The organism is Breoghania sp., assembly GCF_963674635.1.
GTDB lineage: Bacteria > Pseudomonadota > Alphaproteobacteria > Rhizobiales > Stappiaceae > Breoghania.
This window is the reverse complement of sequence record NZ_OY771475.1, coordinates 2,303,394-2,324,923: the sequence shown is the minus strand read 5'-3', so window position 1 is coordinate 2,324,923 and position 21,530 is coordinate 2,303,394. Positions and strand designations below refer to the sequence as shown.

At 61.3% G+C, this 21,530-nt stretch carries 22 protein-coding genes; 11 read left to right on the top strand and 11 right to left on the bottom strand.

The window, feature by feature from the left end:
• Nucleotides 1-34 precede the first annotated feature (34 nt).
• The 3 genes from ABGM93_RS10065 to ABGM93_RS10055 all read right to left on the bottom strand — a co-directional run bounded on the left by ABGM93_RS10065 (nucleotide 35) and on the right by ABGM93_RS10055 (nucleotide 2,332).
• Nucleotides 35-646 carry an HD family hydrolase gene (locus ABGM93_RS10065; RefSeq protein ID WP_319772940.1) on the bottom strand — a complete coding sequence of 204 codons (612 nt, stop codon included), beginning with the start codon at nucleotides 644-646 and terminating at the stop codon, nucleotides 35-37.
• Between the two features lie 16 nt (nucleotides 647-662).
• Nucleotides 663-1,544, bottom strand: a complete 882-nt coding sequence (locus tag ABGM93_RS10060; RefSeq protein ID WP_321499115.1) for a folate-binding protein YgfZ — start codon at nucleotides 1,542-1,544, stop codon at nucleotides 663-665.
• An 83-nt stretch (nucleotides 1,545-1,627) separates the two neighbouring features.
• Nucleotides 1,628-2,332: a hypothetical protein gene (locus tag ABGM93_RS10055; protein ID WP_321499114.1), complete on the bottom strand. Its 705-nt coding sequence runs from the start codon at nucleotides 2,330-2,332 to the stop codon at nucleotides 1,628-1,630.
• Nucleotides 2,333-2,654: 322 nt separating this feature from the next.
• Between ABGM93_RS10055 and ABGM93_RS10050 the strand changes: the two genes are divergently transcribed.
• Complete coding sequence (locus ABGM93_RS10050; RefSeq protein ID WP_321499113.1) at nucleotides 2,655-3,311, top strand: LysE family transporter; 657 nt, start codon at nucleotides 2,655-2,657, stop codon at nucleotides 3,309-3,311.
• Nucleotides 3,312-3,410: 99 nt separating this feature from the next.
• Here the strand turns inward: ABGM93_RS10050 and ABGM93_RS10045 are convergent, their stop codons facing one another.
• From ABGM93_RS10045 to ABGM93_RS10030, 4 genes are all read right to left on the bottom strand, one after another.
• The gene (locus ABGM93_RS10045; RefSeq protein ID WP_319772944.1) at nucleotides 3,411-3,689 is read right to left on the bottom strand and encodes a hypothetical protein; all 279 of its coding nucleotides are present in this window, start codon (nucleotides 3,687-3,689) and stop codon (nucleotides 3,411-3,413) included.
• Between the two features lie 325 nt (nucleotides 3,690-4,014).
• On the bottom strand, nucleotides 4,015-4,416 hold the full coding sequence (locus ABGM93_RS10040; protein ID WP_321499112.1) for a TIGR02301 family protein: 402 nt from the start codon (nucleotides 4,414-4,416) through the stop codon (nucleotides 4,015-4,017).
• Nucleotides 4,417-4,483: 67 nt separating this feature from the next.
• A complete protein-coding gene (locus tag ABGM93_RS10035) occupies nucleotides 4,484-4,930 on the bottom strand; it encodes an NUDIX hydrolase (RefSeq protein ID WP_321505818.1) in 447 nt (148 codons plus the stop codon).
• 14 nt (nucleotides 4,931-4,944) lie between these two features.
• Complete coding sequence (locus tag ABGM93_RS10030; RefSeq protein WP_321499111.1) at nucleotides 4,945-5,457, bottom strand: hypothetical protein; 513 nt, start codon at nucleotides 5,455-5,457, stop codon at nucleotides 4,945-4,947.
• A gap of 88 nt (nucleotides 5,458-5,545) precedes the next feature.
• On the opposite strand from ABGM93_RS10030, the gene ABGM93_RS10025 reads away from it, so the two are divergent.
• Together ABGM93_RS10025 and ABGM93_RS10020 are read left to right on the top strand one after the other, a co-directional pair.
• Nucleotides 5,546-6,295, top strand: a complete 750-nt coding sequence (locus ABGM93_RS10025; protein WP_321499110.1) for an SOS response-associated peptidase — start codon at nucleotides 5,546-5,548, stop codon at nucleotides 6,293-6,295.
• Between the two features lie 73 nt (nucleotides 6,296-6,368).
• Entirely contained in the window at nucleotides 6,369-7,196 is an 828-nt protein-coding gene (locus ABGM93_RS10020) for a methyltransferase (RefSeq protein ID WP_321499109.1), read from the top strand.
• Nucleotides 7,197-7,286: 90 nt separating this feature from the next.
• On the opposite strand, the gene ABGM93_RS10015 is transcribed toward ABGM93_RS10020, so the two are convergent.
• Nucleotides 7,287-8,717: an FAD-binding oxidoreductase gene (locus ABGM93_RS10015; RefSeq protein WP_321499108.1), complete on the bottom strand. Its 1,431-nt coding sequence runs from the start codon at nucleotides 8,715-8,717 to the stop codon at nucleotides 7,287-7,289.
• A 196-nt stretch (nucleotides 8,718-8,913) separates the two neighbouring features.
• Here ABGM93_RS10015 and fabI point away from each other — a divergent pair, with 196 nt between their 5' ends.
• The 3 genes from fabI to ABGM93_RS10000 all read left to right on the top strand — a co-directional run bounded on the left by fabI (nucleotide 8,914) and on the right by ABGM93_RS10000 (nucleotide 13,121).
• Nucleotides 8,914-9,726 carry an enoyl-ACP reductase FabI gene (gene fabI, locus ABGM93_RS10010; RefSeq protein WP_319772950.1) on the top strand — a complete coding sequence of 271 codons (813 nt, stop codon included), beginning with the start codon at nucleotides 8,914-8,916 and terminating at the stop codon, nucleotides 9,724-9,726.
• A 417-nt stretch (nucleotides 9,727-10,143) separates the two neighbouring features.
• Entirely contained in the window at nucleotides 10,144-12,336 is a 2,193-nt protein-coding gene (locus tag ABGM93_RS10005; RefSeq protein ID WP_321499107.1) for a methyl-accepting chemotaxis protein, read from the top strand.
• Between the two features lie 191 nt (nucleotides 12,337-12,527).
• Entirely contained in the window at nucleotides 12,528-13,121 is a 594-nt protein-coding gene (locus tag ABGM93_RS10000) for a histidine phosphatase family protein (protein WP_321499106.1), read from the top strand.
• 27 nt (nucleotides 13,122-13,148) lie between these two features.
• On the opposite strand, the gene ABGM93_RS09995 is transcribed toward ABGM93_RS10000, so the two are convergent.
• Nucleotides 13,149-13,406, bottom strand: a complete 258-nt coding sequence (locus ABGM93_RS09995) for a DUF1344 domain-containing protein (protein ID WP_321499105.1) — start codon at nucleotides 13,404-13,406, stop codon at nucleotides 13,149-13,151.
• Between the two features lie 362 nt (nucleotides 13,407-13,768).
• On the opposite strand from ABGM93_RS09995, the gene ABGM93_RS09990 reads away from it, so the two are divergent.
• From ABGM93_RS09990 to ABGM93_RS09975, 4 genes are all read left to right on the top strand, one after another.
• Complete coding sequence (locus ABGM93_RS09990) at nucleotides 13,769-15,253, top strand: TrkH family potassium uptake protein (RefSeq protein WP_321499104.1); 1,485 nt, start codon at nucleotides 13,769-13,771, stop codon at nucleotides 15,251-15,253.
• A 108-nt stretch (nucleotides 15,254-15,361) separates the two neighbouring features.
• The gene (gene aroC, locus ABGM93_RS09985) at nucleotides 15,362-16,447 is read left to right on the top strand and encodes a chorismate synthase (RefSeq protein WP_319772955.1); all 1,086 of its coding nucleotides are present in this window, start codon (nucleotides 15,362-15,364) and stop codon (nucleotides 16,445-16,447) included.
• A gap of 188 nt (nucleotides 16,448-16,635) precedes the next feature.
• A complete protein-coding gene (gene ribB, locus ABGM93_RS09980; RefSeq protein ID WP_321499103.1) occupies nucleotides 16,636-17,952 on the top strand; it encodes a 3,4-dihydroxy-2-butanone-4-phosphate synthase in 1,317 nt (438 codons plus the stop codon).
• Between the two features lie 194 nt (nucleotides 17,953-18,146).
• Complete coding sequence (locus ABGM93_RS09975) at nucleotides 18,147-18,653, top strand: hypothetical protein (protein WP_321499102.1); 507 nt, start codon at nucleotides 18,147-18,149, stop codon at nucleotides 18,651-18,653.
• A 3-nt stretch (nucleotides 18,654-18,656) separates the two neighbouring features.
• Here ABGM93_RS09975 and ABGM93_RS09970 read toward each other — a convergent pair whose 3' ends face one another.
• Nucleotides 18,657-19,115 carry an Lrp/AsnC family transcriptional regulator gene (locus ABGM93_RS09970; protein WP_319772959.1) on the bottom strand — a complete coding sequence of 153 codons (459 nt, stop codon included), beginning with the start codon at nucleotides 19,113-19,115 and terminating at the stop codon, nucleotides 18,657-18,659.
• A 169-nt stretch (nucleotides 19,116-19,284) separates the two neighbouring features.
• Between ABGM93_RS09970 and ald the strand changes: the two genes are divergently transcribed.
• Entirely contained in the window at nucleotides 19,285-20,403 is a 1,119-nt protein-coding gene (ald, locus tag ABGM93_RS09965; RefSeq protein ID WP_321499101.1) for an alanine dehydrogenase, read from the top strand.
• A gap of 59 nt (nucleotides 20,404-20,462) precedes the next feature.
• On the opposite strand, the gene ABGM93_RS09960 is transcribed toward ald, so the two are convergent.
• Nucleotides 20,463-21,530: a class I SAM-dependent methyltransferase gene (locus ABGM93_RS09960; RefSeq protein ID WP_321499100.1), complete on the bottom strand. Its 1,068-nt coding sequence runs from the start codon at nucleotides 21,528-21,530 to the stop codon at nucleotides 20,463-20,465.

The following is a 21,530-nucleotide window of genomic DNA, read 5'->3' as shown; positions in this document are numbered from 1 at the left end:
AACGCGAAAGGGAGGCCGATGCGCCTCCCTTTTTCTATTTTCCGGCCATGGCGCTTTCCAGGTCCTCGAAACGTTCCAGGAATTTCGCCTGGGCAATGGAGGCCGGCCAGGGTTCCAACCCCAATGGGGTGAACCCTCTGGGGCGACCGAAAAGGCGCGCCGCCTCGCGCTCGTCGAAACCGGCCAGTTCCACCGCCTCGAAATAGGCGGAGACGATATCGGCGCGTTTGGCGAGCTTCTTGATCTTTTCCGGCAGCTTGTCCGGCAATCCGAACCGGATATGGATCGCGGCCTGAAGTCGGGACTCCACATCCTTGTAGGCCCCGCCCATCACCGTCTTGAAGGGGGAGATCATGTCGCCGATGACATATTCCGGCGCATCGTGCAGCAACACGCCGAGCCGCCATTTCGGCTCCAATGCGGGCTGGAGGCGCACCGCGATGTCCTCGACGACGATGCAGTGCTGGGCGACGGAAAAGGCGTGATCGCCCACCGTCTGGCCGTTCCAGCGCGCCACACGAGCAAGACCATGCGCGATATCGGCGATTTCAACGTCGAAGGGAGAAGGGTCGAGAAGGTCGAGCCGCCGTCCCGACAACATGCGTTGCCAGGCACGTGGGGCGGTTCCGGGCTTGTCGGCTGCCATCGGTGTCCGGTCTCCTTCAGGCGTCGTCGTGGCTGGCAAGGTCGTCAGGCCAATCGAAGGAAGCCCACTGCGGAATGGAAGGCTCGATAGGCACACCGTCTGCCTCGATGGGCTCACCACTGCGAAGGGCGTTGCCGATCCGGTCGATGCGCACCAGCGCCAGCCCGATCGACCCCGCATGGGAACCAAGCGTGCCGGCCGCCTTGCCGCCAGCCGTGATCGGCGTCCCGGCAGCGGGCATCTCGGCTTGTCCCTTTACCTTCACGATGCGTTTGCGGGCTGTGCCGCGATGGCGCATCCGCGAGACGACTTCCTGTCCCACGTAGCAGCCCTTGCCGAAGGCGATGCCGGAAAGCTGGTCCATGTCCGCATCATGGGGAAAAGCCTGCCCGTATTCGAAGTCTAGCCCTCCTTCCGGAATGCCAAGCGAAATCCGGTGCGCCTGCCAGTCGTCCTGCGTGCGGCTCTCAAGACCCGCCGGCACCGCGTCATCGGTCGTCTGGATCAGGCGGAAGCCGAGGTCCCCATGTCGGGGATCCTTGAAGAGACCGGACGCGGAGGGAGCCTCTACCGCGTCTCCCCAAAGCGCCAGGACATGATGAGTATCGCAGAGATTGTCGATGTCGACCTTGGCCCGCAGCTTGTAGAGCGTCATGCGCTTGATGAAGTCGGCAACGAGCGAAGCGGGAAGGTCGAACAGGAACCCGTTGTCCGCATGGGTCAGCAGGAAATCGAAGAGGATCTTTCCCTGTGGTGTCAGAAGGGCACCATAGCGGCCTTCATGCGGGGCCAGATCCTCCACGTCGCAGGTGAGCAGCCCTTGCAGGAAATGTTCCGCGCCCTCGCCGGAAATGCGCACGACGCCGCGCGAGGGTAGGGGGCAGATGAACGAGGACATGAAACGCTCCGAGAGGTAAGGGGGATCATGCGGTCGAGATAGGGGCCAAGACGGGCAGGGCAAGGTGGTGTGTTGGCCCCCGCTCAGTCCCCCGCCACGAAATAGTGCCATGTGCCGTCAGGACCGATCCCGACGCGATAGAAGATATAGGCACCGAAGTCGCGCATCTCCTCAACGTCGTTGGCGGTCAGGATACGATAAAGCTCCACCTCCTGCGAAGGCGACAGGCTGTTCAGCGGGTAGCGCGCGAAATAGGGCCAGATATACATTTCCTGCGGCGTACCTTCGTCCACATGGACCCAGCCAGCCTCCAGGATTTCGCTCAGTAGCGCGAGAATTTCACGTCCCGCCTTATCACCGGAAGCCTGCTTCAGGTAATCGATCGGATCCTCGATATCGGTCAAGGCAAGCGTTGGCGGCATCTCGTTCGATTCAAGGACCGGCCGCAGGGCCTCCAGATCGCCGGACAGGGCAGCATCCAGGATCTGGGCGCGGATGCGTGCAACCGGCTTCGGCAACCCGTCGGCTCCATAGTGAATCTGTGGCAGGGGGTGCGAGGTGTCTGTTGTCTGCGGTGCCTTTTCGCGCACTGGCGCATCTTGGGCGGTCGGCCCCTGTCCTTCACCGTCGTCATCAAGCTGAAGGAATAGGCCCGCCGGCGGGGTCTCCTGCGCTCCGGGCAGCGGGATGCGCTCTGTGGTCACCTTTGCTGCGGCCAGAACCATTGTCGGCTGGGCAAGAACAGCCGCGATCGCAAATGCTGCACAAGCCCTTGAAATACTGGCCATGGAGGCTCCCCTGATGAACGCAGTCCGTCTGTCGGCTCACCGGTCCGGCATCTTGCGGACCAGCTCTTGCCAATTGCGCGCGCACTATGCGCCCGCGAAAAAGGCCGATCAATGATGTCCGCGACGACCTGCCTTGATCGCAAGATGCGGCGCTTTGCGCCCGCCTGACCTTGCGACGGCGGTTGCCCGTTCAGAAGCGATTGCTTATGGCTGAGCACAAGACACCATTCCAGAACCTGTCTGACGGGATTCGGAAAGGAACGCAAAACCGGGACCAGATATTGGCCACATGCTCCGCCCGCTGTAGGCCGGAAGGACGCGCTTGCTCTATTTGATCATAGGTATCGGCATCGGCCTGATCGTTTCCGCGCCCGTCGGCCCCGTCAACCTGATGACGATCCAGCGCGCGCTGACACAGGGGGTTCGCCCGGCGCTCGCCGCCGGTTTCGGCGCGGTCTTGGCCGATACGCTTTACGCCGCCATCGCCGCCTTCGGGGTCTCCACTGTCACGCATTTTCTGGCCGATCACCGATTGGCGATTCAGGCCGTTGGTGGCGTGTTGCTCATCGGCTTCGGTTGGATCACGCTGCGCAGCCATCCCCATATCGACAGGTCCCAGGCCGCGCGCGCCGTTTCCAGACCGGAGGTGACAAGCGGCAAAGAGCTCCTGCCCAGCATGCTTGCGACCTTCGCCATGACACTGACGAACCCCGGCGCAGTCCTGGGCTTTCTCGCGATTTTCGGGTCTCTGGGGGATTGGGCGCCGCAACGACATGACACGCTGGGCGCTGCAATTCTGGTTGCAGGCGTCGCACTCGGCGCTTTCGTGTGGTGGACGGGCCTTGCGGCTTTCGTCAGGGTCGTGAGGGATAAGCTGACGGATCACTGGCTCGAAGCCATTAATCTTGCGGCCGGCGCGCTCCTGACGATCTTCGGTGCCGTAATACTCGTTCGCGCGCTCCTGGAACTGTTTTTCTAGGAAAGCACGTGTTTTCTGGGGACCACATAAAGTGAACGCGCCGTCAGGTTACGGCGCGTCGGTGTCTCCTCCCCGTGTCGCACTTGGGCGCGAGAGGCCTTATTGAAGGGTCCGGTTGACCGTGTATTCGCCTTCGAGGATCCGCTTGGGAAGCCCTTCGGCGAGTTCGGCCACGGCCGTTTCGCCATAGGCGGCAACAAGGTCGATCAGCGCCGTGAAAAGGGCGGCGTGAGCCACCGCATCGGCATCGACGCCGTCGGCAATCGCATCTGCCCATGCGTCGCTGATGTAGCTCATGGCCAAACGACGTTCGTCTTCAGGACGAATACCGTCTTCAGCTTCTTCGCTCAGGATCTCATCTTTTTCGTCAATAATCATAAAAGCTCGCCACCGCTACGGAACTGCGGCCTATCCGATGATGGCCTGCGATCCGAATCAGACGGTAACACGTCTTGGCGGTCAGAACATCGGTAAGGTTGAGCAAGTGTTAATAACCAATGAAAGATTCAACAGAAAAGGTTAACTTTTACAGCCGACGCAAAGAAGACTCCGTAACGGCGCACGGGAAATATAGACGGAAAAACAACGCGCTGGCCATGGCGCATGGGCCGGATCCACAGATGGCTACTTGTGGAAACGCGCCAGGCGCAAAGATTGCGCCGAATCAACGCTTTGAAAGCGGGGCTTCGGGCGTGCGCGGCCGCTAGCGGCTGTAGCGGGCGCTGATTTCGGCTGAAAGCTCGGCGCCTTCCGCCATGTAACGCTCCACCGCCTTGCGTGCTGACGGGGTGCATTCACGGTAAACGGAGGCAAAGGCGCGATAGCCGCGGTTGAACCGCTCCACCAGCCGGCGACGCCGGTCCTCGTTGTTGTTGCCTTCGGCACTCACCAGAGCTTCCATTTCGTCGCGCCAGCGATTGCCGTCCTGCGCTCCGCACAAGGCGCGCAGATAGTGGATGGAGCCCATGAGTTCGGAAAGCCGAAGCAGTCCCTCTTCATAAGGGGCCGTTTCGGCTGCCAGCGCGGACCTTGGGGTGGTCGCGAAGCAGGCGAGGGCGCAGAGGAGAATGATCGGGGCGAATGCCTGGCGAAGCGGCTTTGTCATGGCGCGGATAATGGGCGCGGCGCATGCGCCATGCAAGCGCGAAGCGCAGGCAACGAACCGCGCAAGATCACCCCTGCGCAAGCGCAAGCGCTTTCATTGCGCGTTCCGCCGTGCCCGGTGTGAGCCTCACGCTGTCGAACTCTTCCGGTGCAACCCAGACGACCGCAGCCGCATCATCGCCAGCCACGGCTGCGCCCTGATCGGCGCGCGCCAGAAACAGCGAGAGGATGTAGTGGTGCTCCACCCGCCCTGTGTCGTCGTGGGTGATGATATCGAAGGTCTCCACAAGTTCGCCGATTTCGGCGATGAGACCGGTCTCCTCAAGCAATTCTCGCCGGGCCGTGTCCTTCAGGCTCTCGCCGACCTCGATCAGGCCGCCGGGAAACGTCCACCAGCCCTCAAAAGGGGGCTTTCCGCGCTGGGCGAGCAGAACGCGCCCCTGCCGACAACAGGCGATGCTGACGCCGGGCAACGGATGCGCCGGAAAATGGCGGGTCTCGTCTGAGGAGGACATGGTCACGAACGCGGTCAGGCAAAGAGGGCGTCGATATCGGCCTGCGAGGATTCGCTCTCCGGCGCGCTATCGGCGACAATCGGCGTGTCGTGACCGTGAATGATGCCGCCTGCGGCTGCGATCAACGGCTTGAGCCTGTCGGCCGCTTCGTTGGCGATGATCCCGATGCGATGCGGCTCGCCGTCTTCCAGTTCGACCTGTGCGGTATGAACCTCCAGGTTCATTTCCGCGATGATGGTGTCAAAAGTGCCTCGCGCGGTGATGGGGGACGCCTCATAGGCGCGCACGGCAAGCTCTTTGGCGGCGAAGTTCGAATTCATGAAGTGGTCGGCATAGGAAAGCGGTCGCCAGGCGAGAACATCGCTGATGCAGTCGGGCATGTCGGCGAGCAACTCCAGCAGCATGACGACTTCATTGAAATGATTCAGGTAGTCGGTCGCGAGCCCGGTCGTGGGGTTGATATTGGCTTCAATCAGCCGCTCAGGGCTCAGCTCGCCATGGCCGATTGTCTCGCGTTCGTCCAACATTGCCGACGCTTTCCTTTTCGAATCTTACAGGAGTCTATAAACAGGGTCTTGCCAATTGCTTACCCAGACAAATTTGGGAAAATGCCTAGTGTGCGGACGATACAGCCTCACAGCCAGTCCTGAAGAGGTTAGGGCGCTTTTCGGTTATGACGAGAATCCGAATTTTCCGGCTCGTTACAATATCGCGCCAACCCAGCCGATTGCGATTGTGCGTCATGAGCAAGGCGCGCCTCATTTCGCGCTTGCCCGCTGGGGTCTCATGCCCGGCTGGGTGAAGGATCCTGCCAGTTTTTCCCTGTTGATCAATGCGCGCGCCGAGACGGCCGCCGAAAAGCCGGCCTTTCGCGGCTCCATGCGCCATCACCGCTGCCTCGTGCCCGCCACCGGCTTTTATGAATGGCGCAAGATGGGGGACGGTCCGAAACAGCCTTACTGGATCGCGCCGCGCGAGGGCGGGGTCGTCGCTTTCGCCGGGCTCTGGTCCGACTGGTCCGGGGCCGATGGCAGCCAGGTGGATACGGCTGCCATCCTGACAACCGCAGCCAATGCGACACTGAAGCCGATCCACCATCGAATGCCCGCCGTCATCGCACCCGCCGATTTCGAACGCTGGCTCGATTGCGCCCATGGCGAGCCACGTCATGTGCAGGACCTTTTGAAGCCCCCGCCGGACGATCTGTTCCATGCGGTGCCTGTTTCCACCCGCGTCAACGCGGTTCGCAATGACGACCCGGATATTCAGCAGGCCGTGGGAGAGCCGGTGCCTTTGGCCAAAGCACCCAAGCCTGCCCGGAAGAAGAAACCGAAGGATGACGACGGTCAACTCGATCTTCTGTAACGGGGATTCTGCGGCTTGTTTTTGGGCTGCGCTTGGGCCTATCAGGGGCTTTCCTCCTTGAAAGGCGTGCGTGATGGAAGATTTCGACGAAGAAGCTCTGGCCGAAGCCTACAACCGGGGCCTTGAGCTTGAGGCCGCGGGCGATCTGCCAGGCGCTATCGAATCTTTCCGGGAAGCTCTTCGGATCGACCCGCGGGACCATTGCGGCATTACCATCCGTCTGGCTGCCATGGGCAAGGCCGACGCTCCGGACAAGATGCCTGACGCCTATGTGGCAACGCTGTTCGATCAGCATGCCGATGATTTCGATGAAATTCTCGTCGACCAGCTCGGCTACTGTGTGCCGCTGCTGCTGCGCGAGGCGTTGAAGGTCCATGCACCGGGTCCCTATGAGGCCGGTCTTGATCTGGGGTGCGGAACCGGGCTTTCCGGCATGGCGCTCGCCGACATGGTCGGGACCATGACTGGTGTCGACCTTTCCGAGCGCATGGTCGAGATCGCCTTCGACCGGGACGTCTATGGCGATCTTTATACCGGCGAGGCGGTGGAGTTCCTGCAGGACTTCGAGGAGGAGGACGGAACGCGTCCCTCCTGGGATCTCATCGTGGCGACCGATGTCTTTCCCTATCTGGGCGCCGTCGATACCATCATCGCAGGGGCCGCCGATCGTCTGAATGCCAAGGGCGTCTTCGCCTTCTCGACCGAAACGCTCGGAACGAACGACTTCGCGGGACGGCCCTATGTGCTGGGCGCATCACGCCGCTATGCGCAGGCCGGGTCTTATATATGTGAAATGCTCGCGGAGAGCGGCTTCACTGTCCTGGCGATGGAGGACATCACCGTGCGCGCCGAAAAGGGGGCACCCGTTCCCGGTCATCTGGTGATCGCGCGCAAGGTTTGAGGTTGTTCATAAGATAAAGACAAGCGGCGCACCGAGGTCTCGGCGCGCCGCTTGTTTTTCATTCCCGGTTCAATTTTTCACAGCTGCATCCTAAAGGACCTTTCCCGGGTTCATGATGCCTTTCGGATCGAAAGCCGCCTTGACGGCGCGCATGAGGTCCAGCTCCACGTCACTCTTCACCTTTGGCAAAAGGTGGCGTTTCTGGATGCCGATCCCGTGCTCGGCCGAGATCGAGCCGCCCAGTTCCGCGACAATGGCGTGGACGATCCCGTTGGCCTCGTGCCAGCGTTCAAGGAAGGCTTCCTTGTCGCCGCCAACCGGCTGGGAAATGTTGTAGTGGATGTTGCCGTCGCCCATGTGGCCAAAGGGACAGGGACGGCAGCCTTCGATAGCCTTTTCCATTGCCTCGGTCGCGCGGTCCAGAAACTCCGGGATCCTGGCGACGGGCACGGAGACATCGTGCTTGATGGAGCCGCCCTCCATCTTCTGCACTTCCGACATGCCATGGCGCAGGTGCCAGAAGGCCTCGCGGTGGGCGACGCTTTCCGCCAGCGCCGCATCGTCCACCAGCCCCTCCTCAAAGGAATCCTCGAAGATCGCTTCCATAAGCGTGCGAACGGCCTCGCCATCGCTGCCGGACGAGAGCTCCATGAGCACGTACCAAGGATGCGGCGCCATCAGCGGATCGCGCGCGCCATCCAGATGCTTCAGCGTGAATTCGATGCCGATTCGCGGCATCAGTTCGAAGCCTGTCAGCATCGATCCTGCGCGCGCGCGGGCCATATTGAAGAGTTTCAGCGCATCATGCGGGTTTTTCAGTCCCGCAAAGGCGACTTCCTGCGCTTTCGGAGCCGGAAACAGCTTCAGAACGGCCGCCGTGACTATCCCCAGGGTGCCCTCAGCGCCGATAAACAATTGTTTCAGATCGTAACCGGTATTGTCCTTACGCAGCTTTCTCAGGCCCTCCCAGATGCGTCCGTCCGGCAGGACGACTTCCAGTCCGAGAATGAGTTCGCGCGTGTTGCCATAGGCCAGAACGGAGGTGCCGCCGGCATTGGTGGAAAGGTTGCCGCCGATCTGGCAGGAGCCCTGAGCACCGAGCGCAAGCGGAAAGAGACGGTCGATTTTTTCCGCCTCCTTCTGGATTGTCTCAAGGACGGTGCCGGCCTCCACGGTCATCGTGTTTCCCTCCGCGTCGATCTCGCGGATGCGGTTCATGCGCGACAGGGAAAGAACGATCTGATCCCCGGAATTGTCTGGAATCTGGCCGCCAACGAGGCCTGTATTGCCTCCCTGCGGGACAATGGCCACGCCTTCCGCGTTCGCCAGTTTGACGATCTGGGACACCTCCTGCGTCGAGCCGGGGCGCAACACCAGCGCGGTCTTGCCAGGATAAAGCTCACGCGGTTCGACGAGATAGGAGGCCGTGTCCGCATCATGTGTCAGGGCGTTTTTCTCACCGACGATGGCGGCGAAACGTGCAATCAGATCGGGCTTGGGCGTGGCGAGTTCGGTTGTCATCTGGCGCAGCCTCGGTGTGAGTTTGTGGCGCTTAAAACAAGTCTGATGTGTCGTTTAAAGCCGTGAACGGATTTTGCCAACATCGACGAGCCCGTCTTGAAGGATCAAGGGGGCTGTGCCATAGGAACCCGGCCCGATCACCGCGCAAGTTGAGTGCGCGCGGGCGTTGTGAGGGCCTTTTTGCTAGGGGATTACGATGGCGGATACGGGCGGACTGATGAAAGGCAAGCGTGGCCTTGTAATGGGGGTCGCGAACAATCGGTCGATTGCCTGGGGTATTTCGAAGGCGCTGAGTGACGCCGGTGCGGAGCTTGCATTCACATACCAGGGCGATGCGCTGAAGAAGCGTGTCGAGCCGTTGGCGGCTGAGCTTGGCGGCATTGTCGTCGGCCACTGCGACGTGACGGATGAATCGACCATCGACGCGGTCTTTGCCGAAGTCGAGAAGCAGTGGGGCAAGATCGATTTTCTCGTTCATGCAATTGCCTTCTCGGACAAGGACCAGCTCACGGGTCGCTATGTTGATACCACGGCCGACAATTTCGCGCTGACGATGCAGATTTCCTGCTACTCGCTGACCGCGATTGCGCGGCGCGCCGAAAAGCTGATGACGGATGGCGGCTCCATTCTCACCTTGACCTATTTCGGCGCCGAGCGCGTCATGCCGAACTATAATGTCATGGGCGTCGCCAAGGCCGCGCTTGAGGCGAGTGTGCGCTATCTTGCGGTGGATCTTGGCCCGAACAAGGTGCGCGTCAACGCCATCTCCGCGGGCCCGATCAAGACGTTGGCAGCGTCCGGCATCGGCGACTTCCGCTACATCTTGAAGTGGAACGAATACAACTCGCCGCTGCGCCACAACACGACGGTGGAGGAGGTGGGCGACAGCGCGCTGTTCCTGCTGTCGGATCTCTCGCGCGGCATCACCGGCGAAGTAACCCACGTCGATTCCGGCTATCACGTGGTCGGCATGAAAAACGTGGACGCCCCCGACATTACCACAGTGTGAGGCGCGATATCCGCGCAAAGCGTTGGCCCGGCGGCTATCCGTCGGGACGGGTGTGGGAGATCTGCTCCCGATAAGACGGCCGCTCTTTCGAGCGGCCGTTTTTTTTGAGCCGAATGCCGCAGCCCGGCAGCTGTCGTGCCTGCAACGAATGCCCCTCCATCCCGTCACGGCGTCCCGCAGGACCGGTGCGGCGGTGCAACACACTGTTTTCATGTCATGAATTAATATTTGAATTTTACAATTCAAATACAAAATCCTAAATCAACATAAGTACAATCGTGAAAATACCTATTCGAATACGGAAATTAATATTTAATACAAGAGGTCGATAAGCAGTCTCGGAGTGCCATCTGGAATCTGACCTGTCATTGCTTGCCGGGTTCATATGGCACAACTGTCGGCCGAGGAGACTGCTGCATGAATCTGCATTCCGTGAAAATCAAGATCGTGGCTGTGTCCACGTTCTGTGTGTTGGCTGTGATTGGGGTCTTGGTTGGGTTCAGCATCTTCTCCGTTGATCGAACGTCGCAGTATGTGAAAACCAATGTCGAGGATCTGCTCGACAAAAGCGGACGGCAATCGCTCGAACGTCTTGCTGCGGCTCAGGCGAGTGCCATCAAGATCGAGGTGACGGCGGCCTTCAATGCGGCTCGCAACATGGCCAGGGCGCTGGAGGTGGTTGCCGGCAAGGACCCGGATGCGACAGATCCGGGCAAACGGCGTGACCAGCTCAACGACATTCTTCGCGGCGTCTTGCAGGACAATCCCCGTTTCAACGGCACCTACAGCGCCTGGATGCCCGATGCTCTTGACGGCAACGATGCTGCCTTTGTCGGAAATAAGGGAATGGGCTCAGACAAGACCGGCCGTGCCCTGCCGTATTGGACGCGCGATGCGCAGGGAAATATCGCATTGCAGCCGCTGGTCGAATATGACAGCACCGCGCTCCATCCCAACGGCGTCATGAAGGGCGGCTGGTTCATCGGTCCGCAGACCACGGGCAAGGAGAGCCTCCTGGCGCCCTTGCCATATATCGTTCAGGGCAAGTCCGTCTATCTCGCGACCATATCGGTTCCGATCATGATCGGCGGAGAGTTTGCGGGCGTTGCCGGAGCCGACTTCGATCTCTCCTTTGTGCAGACGCTGGCCGAAGAGGTGAAGCAGCGAATTTACGATGGCCGCGGCGAAGTGACGATCGTGTCGAGCAATGGCCTTGTTGTCGCCTCCTCGCAGATGCCGGAGGCCGTCGGGGGTAATTTTGACCGTGTCGATCCCGGGGCGGCCAAGGACGTGGATATCGTCAAGAACGGGACGGCCACGGTTCAGGTCGATCCTGGCACAGGCAATCTTCAGGTTTTCTCGCCCATCGCGCTCGGGCGTACGGGGCTGACCTGGTCCGTCCTCATCACGGTGCCCCGCAAGGTGGTAATGGCGGAAGCTACGGCGCTTTCCAACTCGCTTGAGGAGCGCAGCAACAGCGAGGTGAGTTGGCAGATGATCATCGGCTTGGTGATCGCGGTTCTGGCAACCCTCGGCATGGCCTTCCTGGCACGCGGTATCTCCTCGCCGATTGCACGGCTGACCAATGCGCTGCGCAAGCTTGCCACCGGCGAAACGTTGGACGAGATCGCAGGCGCAGACAGGCGCGACGAGATCGGCGACATCGCCCGTGCGGTCGATCAGATCAGGATCATGGCCGAAGAGGACGCCAAGCGGAAGGCAGAGACCGATGCCGCCAATCGCGCGCGTCAGGAAGAGGAACGGCGCGCCACGATGATGCGTCTGGCCGATGAGTTCGAAAGCTCGATGGCGGCTGTCGTCAGCGGCGTCGTCGGCGCGGCCGAAAAGCTGAAGGGTGCCTCCAGCGTCATGAACTCTGTGACCGGCAAGGTGGCGGTCGAGTCTCAATCGGCTTCGAGCGCCTCCAACGAGGCCTCCAGCAACGTTCAGACCGTTGCCTCCGCGGCTGAGGAGCTCTCTGCCTCGATTGGCGAGATCAAGCGGCAGGTCGACGAATCGTCACGCATCGTCAGCATGGCGGCCACCGATGCGGAACAGACGGCGACCAAGGTTCGCGAATTGTCAGGGGCGGCGACCCGTATTGGGGATGTGATCGATCTCATCGACACGATTGCCAACCAGACCAACCTGTTGGCGTTGAACGCCACCATCGAGGCGGCGCGTGCGGGCGAAGCGGGCAAGGGCTTCGCGGTTGTGGCCTCCGAGGTCAAGCAATTGGCCGAGCAGACGTCGAAGGCGACGTCGGAGATTGCAACGCAGATCGGCGAGATCCAGGAGTCCACGCAAGCTTCGGCGACCGCGATTGTTGGCATCACGGAGGTGATCGAGCAGATCAATCAGGTCTCTTCGGCAATCGCGGAAGCCGTTTCCGAACAGGGAACCGCCACGCAGGAAATCTCTCACAGCGTTGTCCAGGCCTCGGAAGGTTCCGCTCAGGTTTCGCAGAACATCCAAGGCATCACCGCGGCTGCCGCCGACGCAACGAGCGCAGCCGGTGACGTCCAGATGGCGGTTGATGAGCTGGGAACCCAGTCGACGACCCTGCGTCGGGTGATGGACGATTTCCTCAAGACGGTGCGAGCCGCCTGATAGAAGAGGGCGGCGCGCTCAAAGGCGCAGTCCGCCCGGCAGAAACGAACTGCCGGGGCTGTTCCATCGCGGACAGTCCCGGCGAAACCGTCGGCGACGACCGGAATTGTCGTCGCATGTCTTGCCGGTCTGCCTGCGGGCGGTCATAGTCCAGCCACCAACCAATCCCGCTCGTCTTTGCCGGACTTCTCATGTCACCCACATTGATATTCATTCGCCATGGCGAAACGCCCTGGAATGCAGAAGGTCGACTGCAGGGTCAGCGCGAGATCGACATGAGCGATGTCGGCCGCGCACAAGCGCGTCGCAATGGCCAGGCTGTGCGGCGCTTTTTTGAAGGGTGCGGACAGGACCCGGAAGATTTCGCGTTTATTGCATCGCCCATGCGGCGGACCTGCGAGACGATGCGGCTGGTACGTGGCGAACTCGGGCTGGATCCGGAAGCGTTCGAGCGCCGCGATGTGCTGCGTGAACTCACCTTTGGCGCCTGGGAAGGGTTCACCATGGCGGAGCTCAAGCAGAGCGATCGGGCGGGGGTGCGCGCGCGCCGGGCCGACAAATGGGGCTTCCGGCCGCCGGAAGGTGAGAGTTACGCGGATCTCTCGATCCGTATCGGAGGCTGGCTTGAGACGGCGGATCGGGACGCCGTCGTGGTTGCCCATGGCGGCGTCCTGCGTGTGTTGCGGGGCCTTATCTTCGACGCTCCCCGCGTGACCCTGCCGATTCGCCCCATCGAACAGGATCGTGTCCTGGTCGTTCAAGGCGGACTGGGGTCCTGGCTTTAGAGCCTGACCGTTGGGCGGAACCGGGGCCTATTCGGCCAGTTCCAGATCCGCGATGACGTTCTTGCCCTCCACGATGTCGTACTGGATCACGACGACCATGCCCGGTTCCAGATCCTCGACATAGAAGTCCTCGGGCACTTCGAATGTCTGACCGTTTTCCAGCTGCAGCACGTAGTTGTCGAAGTCGACTTTCACGATCTTGCCTTTTGCATCCTCGGCAGATGCGGGCAGGCAGGCGAGCGTCAGGAGGGCGAGCGCGCACGCTGCCCGGATAAAGGAAGCCATCGGGTATTCCTCGAAACGCGGCGGCCAAAGGCCGCCGGAGTCCAATATGTTGTGACAATCGCCCTGCCGGTTGCGCCGCCTCCGGGCGTCTAATGGCGCTGCGGCGGGCCGGAAGCCGAAATGGATGGCTTCGAACCGGCCGGGCACGTGCTTGGCCTGACAGGGTTGAGCATCATTTCATCCACTCGCGTGATTTCGTCAAGTGGTTTCGCATGGGCGAAAAATGGGCTATGCGACCCGAGTTCCGAGATGCGAAAAGTTCTTGCGCTTGCCGATGGCGCCGCGAAAGCGCAAGCTTCGCGAGACTTGGCTTCGCTTGAACGGCATCGTGCATCTGTTTTGTCACCGCAAAGAGACGTCCCGTGGAAATTCAGGATGTGACCGAGAGGGGCCGTTGGGCAGCTGATCGTCGTAATCTGGTGATCTTTCCGATTGGTTGGTTGCTGATTGTGATCGCCCTTGCGGAAATGCTGTTGGTGCTCGTGTCTCTTGTGTTTCTGGATGGGGAGACGCTGGTTTTTCTGGCCTCCGCCATGGGCACATTTGCTCTGGGCGTCGCGATCATCATTACGTTCGCGCCCAAACGCCATGGCATGGATTTCCGGCAGGCCGTGCTTTTCGTGACAGCCGCTTGGCTCGTTGTGCCGCTGGTGGCCGCCGTGCCGCTGATGCTCTCGCCCGACGGCCTTTCCTTCGCCGACGCCTATTTCGAAACGGTCTCCGCCATTACCACGACGGGTTCCACGGTGATGTCCGGGCTCGACGAGCAGCCGGAGACGATCCTGCTGTGGCGCTCCGTCATGCAATGGGTCGGCGGCATCGGCATCATCGGCATGGCGCTGGTGATCTTTCCGTTTCTCCGCCTCGGCGGCATGCAGCTTTTCAAGCTGGAATCCTCCGATCGTTCCGAGAAACTGTTCTACCGTTCCGGTCAGCTCGCAGGCGCGATTTTTGGCGTCTATGTGCTGATCACGATCGGCTGCATTCTTGCCTACCGGTTCGGTGGCATGCGCTGGTTTGATGCCATCAACCACGCCTTCACGACCGTCTGCACCGGCGGCTTTTCAACCCATGATGCCTCCATGGGCTATTTCGACAGCCCGGTCATCTTCTGGGCTGCCACCTTCTTCATGGCCGCCTCGGGCATTCCGTTCCTCACTTATGTGCGCCTGGCCCGGCGCTCGCAATTCTCGTCGCGCATGGAAACCCAGGTCTTCGGCTTCCTGACATTCCTGGGCGTCGTCGTGCTCGCCATCGCGATCTGGCTTGTTGTCGTCGATGGAATTCCCTTCGAGACGGCGCTCACGCAATCGGCTTTCAACGTTGTCTCCGTCGTCACCACCACCGGCTACGCCACGCAGGACTATCTGGCCTGGGGGACGCCCGTGGCGGGCATGTTCTTCCTGCTGACCTTCGTCGGCGGTTGCACGGGGTCCACGGCGGGCGGAATCAAGATCTTCCGCTTCCAGGTGCTGGTTCGCATGGTTGGCCAGATGGTCACGCGCCAGAGTTTTCCGCATGCGGTCGTGGTGCCGCGCTATGGTGCGCGTATCCTCCAGGATGGCGAAGTGGCCTCGGTCTGTGTTTTCGTGTTCCTGTATTTTGCGACCTGGCTCGGCGTTTCCCTGTTGTTGCAACTGGTGGGCGTCGATCCTGTCACCGCGCTGTCCGGCTCCATTACCGCCATTTCGAATGTCGGTCCGGGGATCGGCCCGATCATCGGGCCTGCGGGCAATTTCGCCAGCCTGCCGGACGCCGCCAAATGGATCCTGTCGCTTGCCATGATCATTGGCCGTCTGGAAATCATGACCGTGTTCGTTCTGCTGGTGCCTGCCTTCTATCGTTGAGGCTCGATACGCTTCCCTTCGTGCGACGAACGCTTTAGAACCCCCTTCCATATGGCCGCTCAGCCACAAGGCCGGATGAGCGAGCGCTGTGAGGGTTCCAGAGGTTTCATGTCGCACAACACGTTCGGTCATCTCTTCCGTGTCACAACCTGGGGCGAGAGCCATGGGCCTGCGATCGGCTGTGTCGTCGATGGCTGTCCGCCGCTGATCCCGCTCACCGAAGCAGACCTTCAAGGATGGCTCGACAAGCGCAAGCCCGGTCAGTCGAAATACACCACCCAGCGTCGCGAACCGGACGAAGTACGCATCCTGTCCGGCGTGATGGTTGACGAGGACGGCATCCAGAAGACGACCGGCACGCCGATCTCGCTGGAAATCACGAATGTCGATCAGCGCTCCAAGGACTATTCCGAAATCAAGGCCCGCTTCCGGCCGGGCCATGCCGATTTCACCTATGACGCCAAATACGGCATCCGCGACTATCGCGGTGGAGGGCGCTCCTCGGCGCGCGAAACGGCGATGCGGGTGGCGGCGGGCGGCATCGCGCGCAAGGTGCTGCCGGGCGTGAAGATCCGCGGTGCCCTGGTTCAGATCGGCCCGCACAAGATTGATCGTTCGCGCTGGGACTGGGCCGAAATCGACAACAATCCCTTCTTTTGTCCCGATCCCGTGGCAGCGCAGGAATGGGCGGACTATCTCGACGGCATCCGCAAGGCTGGCTCCTCTGTGGGCGCGGTCGTGGAAGTGATCGCGGAAAACGTTCCCGTTGGCCTCGGCGCCCCGCTCTATGGCAAGCTTGATGCGGATCTGGCAGCGGCGATGATGTCGATCAACGCGGTCAAGGGCGTGGAGATCGGCAACGGGTTTGAGGCCGCCGAACTCACCGGCGAGGAAAACGCCGACGAGATGCGGATCGGTCAGGGCAAGACCCCGATCTTCCTGTCCAACAATGCGGGCGGTGTTCTGGGCGGCATTTCCACCGGTGAGCCGGTCGTGGTGCGGTTCGCCGTCAAGCCGACCTCGTCCATCCTCCAGCCGCGCAAGTCCATTACCCGCACCGGCGAAGAGGTGGACGTCGTCACCAAGGGGCGCCATGATCCGTGTGTCGGCATTCGCGGCGTTCCGGTTGGAGAAGCCATGATGGCCTGTGTGCTTGCCGATCACTGGATCCGGCATCGCGGTCAGGTAGGGTAACGCGCCGCGCGTCCGTGTCTGGGACGCGTTGCGTGCGCGCGGTTCTGTCTTGATATCAGAGGCTTGCATCGCCTGCCTCTGGTCTGTCCCGCTCATAGCCTGAGAGCCCGTCTCGGCATCATTTCAGTGTCGCTGAATTTTCCGTTTTTTTCATTGCGACTGAAATCGTTGAGTCCTACATTCTACCTATGCGTCTCGACGAATGGCTCACCAGAGCAAAAGAAACCCGTTCCGCCTTTGCCCGCCGCGCCGGTCTCTCACCGGCCGCAGTCACCGCCTTGTGCAATGATCCCAACGTCTGGATCTCGCGCGAGACGGGAGGCCGCATTTTCGAAGCGACGAACGGTGCCGTTACGCCCAACGACTTTCTCGGGCTCTCGCCCGCAAAGGAAATCGATATGTCCCAGACCCGAGTTGCGGAAGCGATCCGCGCATTTGAGAACGGCGAAATCGTTGTTGTGACCGACGATGACGACCGCGAGAACGAAGGCGATCTGATCGTCGCCGCCAGCCATGCCACACCGGAGAAAATGGCCTTCATCGTGCGCCATACATCCGGCATTGTCTGCGCTCCGATCACGCGTGAACTGGCCCACAAGCTGCGCCTCGACCCCATGGTCAATGAAAACGACGCGCCGCATTCCACCGCCTTCACGATTTCCGTCGACTTTAAGCACGGAACGACGACGGGAATTTCCGCCGAGGATCGCGTCGCCACGGTGCGCGGGCTTGCCAATCCCAATTCCGGCTCTGCCGATTTCGTGCGTCCCGGCCATGTCTTCCCGCTGATCGCCAAGGATGGCGGCGTCTTGATGCGCTCCGGTCATACCGAAGCCGCGGTCGATCTCTGCCGTCTGGCGGGCTTGCCGGAAGTTGGCGTGATCTGTGAACTCGTCAACGATGACGGCACGGTCACGCGGGGAGCCCAAGTTACCGAGTTTGCCCAGAAGCACGGCCTGAAGCAGGTTTCCGTCGCCGATCTGATCGCCTGGCGCGAGCGCAAGGAGAAGCTTGTCGAACGCGTCTACGAGCAGTCGATCGAGACGCTGGCCGGCCCCGCCTATGCCATCACCTATTCGACGCCCTATGACCCGATGGACCATCTGGCCATTGTCTATGGCGACATTCTCGATGGTCGCGATGTCCCGGTGCGTCTGCACCTGGAATCGGTGATCGACGACGTGTTCGGCCAGTCTCAGGCGCTGGACGACATCATGAAGGGCATGGCGGAGCGTGGCCGCGGCGTTGTGGTCTATCTGCGCGAGGGCTCCGTGGGGGTGGCACGTCAATCCCGCCGCGCCCGTTCGGAAGTCCAGCGTGAGCGTGAGGATCACGGTTCTGCACAGGCGCGCTCGGAATCCTGGCGCGAGATCGGACTTGGGGCCCAGATTCTGAAGGATCTCGGTGTCAGCTCCATCCGCCTGCTGTCTTCCCGCGAGCGTCACTATGTCGGTCTGGAAGGCTTCGGTATCGAGATCGGGTCCACCGAGATCATCGACGGCTAGGCCCGACAGCTTCTCTCCGGGCAGGCCATCGGCCTGCCTGGAGTGCGAGGCTGGCCCTCTGGCTCCATGTTGTCGTCTTGTTGGGTCTTGAACCGCGATGCGACCCTTGCGAGGCTGGAGCGGTCGCATGATGCGTATCCGCCAGCCTTGCCCGGGAGAAACCGCTGTCACAGGCCCTCAATCCCTTTGAAGACATGAAAGCGCGTCCCTTCGCGGTGGGCTATCGCAAGGGCTCGGGCGAGGGGCTCGTCTATGGGGGCATCCTCGCCGCGCTGCTGGCAGGCTTCGTTGCCGCCTACAATCACGAGCCCGGGCTCTACATCATCTCGGCTCTCGCGCTGATGATGTCCTTCTACTATTTCCCTTTGATCGAGAAGGGCCAGCCGCAGCTCGGCGCAAATGCCGACGGGCTCTTCATTGGCGGCATCGGCTTCATTGGCTGGGCGGAGATCGCGCAGCTTGAGGTGTTCAATACCGCCGTCCGCTCAATCCGGCTCTCCACCCTGATCGTGCATCTGCATCGGCCGCTGGCAGATGTGGTGGCCAAGCCGGAAAAGGCGCCCTGGTGGCGCAAGCCGATGGCGCGACCCTACCGGCGCAAGGGCGACATGCGCATCGAAATCGCGCTCCATCCGCTCCAAGGTGCGCCAGAACAGATCTTCGCGCGCTTGAAGGCGTTTCGGCCGGATTTGGGCAGGTGAGGATCACACCGGCAGCTTTGTGGTCCGCTTCACGGTTCTGAGCGTCAGCATGGACTGGACGCGGTCGACGCCCGGAAGGCCCGTCAACGTGTCCTTGTGCATGCGTTCCAGATCTTCCGTGTTCCGGTAGGCGATGCGCAGCAGGTAGTCGTACTGGCCAGCCAGCAGGTAGCATTCCAGGATCTCGGGCACCTTGGCGACGGCCTTCTCAAAAGTGTCCAGTTCCTCGCGGCGCTGGCCTTTCAGGGTGACCTGAACGAAGGCGGTGCCCGCCAGCCCCACGGACTTGGCATTCAGCAACATCGTGTAGCCGGCGATGACACCCGCTTCTTCGAGCATCTTCGTGCGCCTGAGACAGGCGGACGGCGAGAGGCTCACGCGTTCCGCCAGCTCCGCATTGGTCAGCCGTCCATTGTTCTGCAATTCCTTGAGTATGGCCTTGTCGCGATCGTCAAATTTCATGGTGCCGAATTTCTCGTGATGCTCGAATTCTGCGCAATTTACGGTTCATTTTCGCAGACTATGCGATCTTACGCTTCCGTGACACGTGAAATCGCGAGAAAATTCACGATAAAACTCCCCATCTTGTAATTGAGGGAGCTGTTCCGGAGCCAATTCAGGAGGAGGCGTCATGCGTATTGGCATCCCGAAGGAAATCAAGGATTACGAAGATCGCGTCAGTGTCATTCCCGCCGGCGTGCGGGAATTCGTGGTCAACGGCCATACGGTTCTGGTGGAAACCGGTGCCGGGCTCGGCGCGGGGCTTGCCGATGAAGCCTATGTCGCCGCCGGTGCGAAAATCGCGCCCGATGCGGAAACCGTCTTCGCCGAAAGCGACATGATCGTGAAGGTGAAGGAGCCGCAGGCCGTGGAGCGCCAGCGCCTGCGTGAAGATCAGATCCTCTTCACCTATCTCCATCTGGCACCGGATCCGGAACAGACAAAGGACCTGATGGCGTCGGGGGCGACCTGCATTGCCTATGAGACGGTGACCAACCCGGCTGGCGGTCTGCCGTTGCTCATGCCCATGTCGGAAGTGGCGGGACGCATGTCCGTTCAGGCCGGGGCCCATTGCCTTGAGAACGCGAAAGGCGGCTGCGGCATGCTGTTGGGCGGCGTGCCCGGCGTCCCGGCGGCCAATGTCGTGATCCTGGGGGGCGGCGTCGCGGGAACCCATGCCACGCAAATGGCGCTGGGCCTTGGCGCGAATGTCACCGTGATCGACCGGTCTGCCGATGTGCTGCGCCGCCTCAATACGCAGTTCGGAACGGCGGTGAAGACCGCCTATTCCAACGCACAGACCGTTGCCGAACTCGTCGCTGAGGCCGAGCTTGTCATCGGCACGGTGCTGATCCCGGGTGCCTCCGCTCCGAAGCTGATTACCCGCGAGATGCTCTCCACGATGCGCAAGGGCGCGGCGATCGTGGATGTCGCCATCGATCAGGGCGGCTGCACGGAAACAAGCCGTGCCACGACCCATTCCGAGCCCACATATGTGGTGGATGGCGTGGTCCATTACTGCGTGGCCAACATGCCCGGCGGTGTCGCCCGTACCTCCACCTTTGCGCTGGCCAACGCGACGCTTCCCTTCGGCCTTGCTATCGCCAACAAGGGCTGGAAACAGGCGCTTTGCGATGATCCCCACCTGAAGGCGGGCCTCAATGTGCAAGCAGGCCGGATCACCTACAAGGCGGTCTGCGATGCCCTTGGCTACGACTATTGGGACGCCGACAAGGCGCTCGCCGCCTGAGTTGCCGCAATGCGAGAGATCGCCCCGGACGCGGTTCGCGTCCGGGATGCAATGCCTGACTAGCCGTCCTTGCGAAACACCGTGATCCGCGAGACATAGGCATTCCACGCCTCCTCGATGTGAAGCCCGTGGGGAGCAAAGAGCGCGGCCAGATCCTCATTGACGAAGCCCGCGTAATAGGGCTCGCGGAATAGCTGCGGGAAAAGCTCCAGAAGTCCGTCATAATCCGGCTCATCGCCCATTTGCAGCGTGTCGATGAAGACGAGCAATCCGCCCGGCTTCAGGACCCGGCCAAACTCGGCCGCCGCCTTGTGACGGATATCCGGCGGCAATTCGTGGAAGAGATAGACGACGCTTGCCGCATCGAGGCTTTCATCGCCAAGCGGCAGAGCCTCGGCGAGCCCCGCGATGAAGCGCCGGTCCCGTGAACGCTTCGCCAGCCGGCTGCCGTAGCGCAGGTAAGGTTCCGATACATCGATGCCGATGGTCGCAAGACGGGGGAAGGCGCGCTGAACCTCGCGCAGCATCGTTCCGGTTCCGCAGGCGATATCGGCGAAGGAAAGCGCACGCTGATCGCGTTCGCGCATCAGCATTGCGAGGGGAACCAACCCCTGACGGCGCATGGCGGCGGCGGAACCGTTGAAGAGCACTTCCACCTGAAAGTCATAGAGACGGGCAGAGGCTTCCGACATCCAGCCATCTGCCTGGAAATGGAAATCCTGATGGTAATAGGGCTCGTTGGTATCCCGCGTCGTGTCCTCATCCCCGCTGCGTCGCCTGTGGGCGGCGTCGGGCACATCCGCATAAAACAACCGGGTTTTTTGCAGGAGGCCTGAAAGACCGCCAGGTTCGGCGTCGGGCAGGGGATAATGCCCCGCCTCCACATTCGCCAGGTCGCTTGCCTGAAGTTGCGCGATATCCGCAAGAATGCGGCGCTCAGACGGGACAAGGCCTTGAGGCGGTGCGATCCGGTAGTCGGGATAGGCCTGGCCGATACGTCGGTCGATCCGGCCCGTGATGTAGCGGTGGGCTCCGTACCAGCCGATCCGTCCAAGGCTTCGGGCTGCAAAACGCGCACGTCTGACCCATCCGCTCAAATCAGGCGAAGAGGGTCTTGACCTGCGCAT

Excerpts from the sequence above, each read along its gene's own strand:
- ABGM93_RS10065 (WP_319772940.1), bottom strand. The coding sequence starts at position 646 with ATGGCAGCCGACAAGCCCGGAACCGCCCCACGTGCCTGGCAACGCATG.
- ABGM93_RS10060 (WP_321499115.1), bottom strand. The coding sequence starts at position 1,544 with ATGTCCTCGTTCATCTGCCCCCTACCCTCGCGCGGCGTCGTGCGCATT.
- ABGM93_RS10055 (WP_321499114.1), bottom strand. The coding sequence starts at position 2,332 with ATGGCCAGTATTTCAAGGGCTTGTGCAGCATTTGCGATCGCGGCTGTT.
- ABGM93_RS10045 (WP_319772944.1), bottom strand. The coding sequence starts at position 3,689 with ATGATTATTGACGAAAAAGATGAGATCCTGAGCGAAGAAGCTGAAGAC.
- ABGM93_RS10040 (WP_321499112.1), bottom strand. The coding sequence starts at position 4,416 with ATGACAAAGCCGCTTCGCCAGGCATTCGCCCCGATCATTCTCCTCTGC.
- ABGM93_RS10035 (WP_321505818.1), bottom strand. The coding sequence starts at position 4,930 with ATGTCCTCCTCAGACGAGACCCGCCATTTTCCGGCGCATCCGTTGCCC.
- ABGM93_RS10030 (WP_321499111.1), bottom strand. The coding sequence starts at position 5,457 with ATGTTGGACGAACGCGAGACAATCGGCCATGGCGAGCTGAGCCCTGAG.
- ABGM93_RS10020 (WP_321499109.1), top strand. The coding sequence starts at position 6,369 with ATGGAAGATTTCGACGAAGAAGCTCTGGCCGAAGCCTACAACCGGGGC.
- ABGM93_RS10015 (WP_321499108.1), bottom strand. The coding sequence starts at position 8,717 with ATGACAACCGAACTCGCCACGCCCAAGCCCGATCTGATTGCACGTTTC.
- fabI (WP_319772950.1), top strand. The coding sequence starts at position 8,914 with ATGGCGGATACGGGCGGACTGATGAAAGGCAAGCGTGGCCTTGTAATG.
- ABGM93_RS10005 (WP_321499107.1), top strand. The coding sequence starts at position 10,144 with ATGAATCTGCATTCCGTGAAAATCAAGATCGTGGCTGTGTCCACGTTC.
- ABGM93_RS10000 (WP_321499106.1), top strand. The coding sequence starts at position 12,528 with ATGTCACCCACATTGATATTCATTCGCCATGGCGAAACGCCCTGGAAT.
- ABGM93_RS09995 (WP_321499105.1), bottom strand. The coding sequence starts at position 13,406 with ATGGCTTCCTTTATCCGGGCAGCGTGCGCGCTCGCCCTCCTGACGCTC.
- aroC (WP_319772955.1), top strand. The coding sequence starts at position 15,362 with ATGTCGCACAACACGTTCGGTCATCTCTTCCGTGTCACAACCTGGGGC.
- ribB (WP_321499103.1), top strand. The coding sequence starts at position 16,636 with ATGCGTCTCGACGAATGGCTCACCAGAGCAAAAGAAACCCGTTCCGCC.
- ABGM93_RS09975 (WP_321499102.1), top strand. The coding sequence starts at position 18,147 with ATGAAAGCGCGTCCCTTCGCGGTGGGCTATCGCAAGGGCTCGGGCGAG.
- ABGM93_RS09970 (WP_319772959.1), bottom strand. The coding sequence starts at position 19,115 with ATGAAATTTGACGATCGCGACAAGGCCATACTCAAGGAATTGCAGAAC.
- ald (WP_321499101.1), top strand. The coding sequence starts at position 19,285 with ATGCGTATTGGCATCCCGAAGGAAATCAAGGATTACGAAGATCGCGTC.
- ABGM93_RS09960 (WP_321499100.1), bottom strand. The coding sequence starts at position 21,530 with ATGCGCAGGTCAAGACCCTCTTCGCCTGATTTGAGCGGATGGGTCAGA.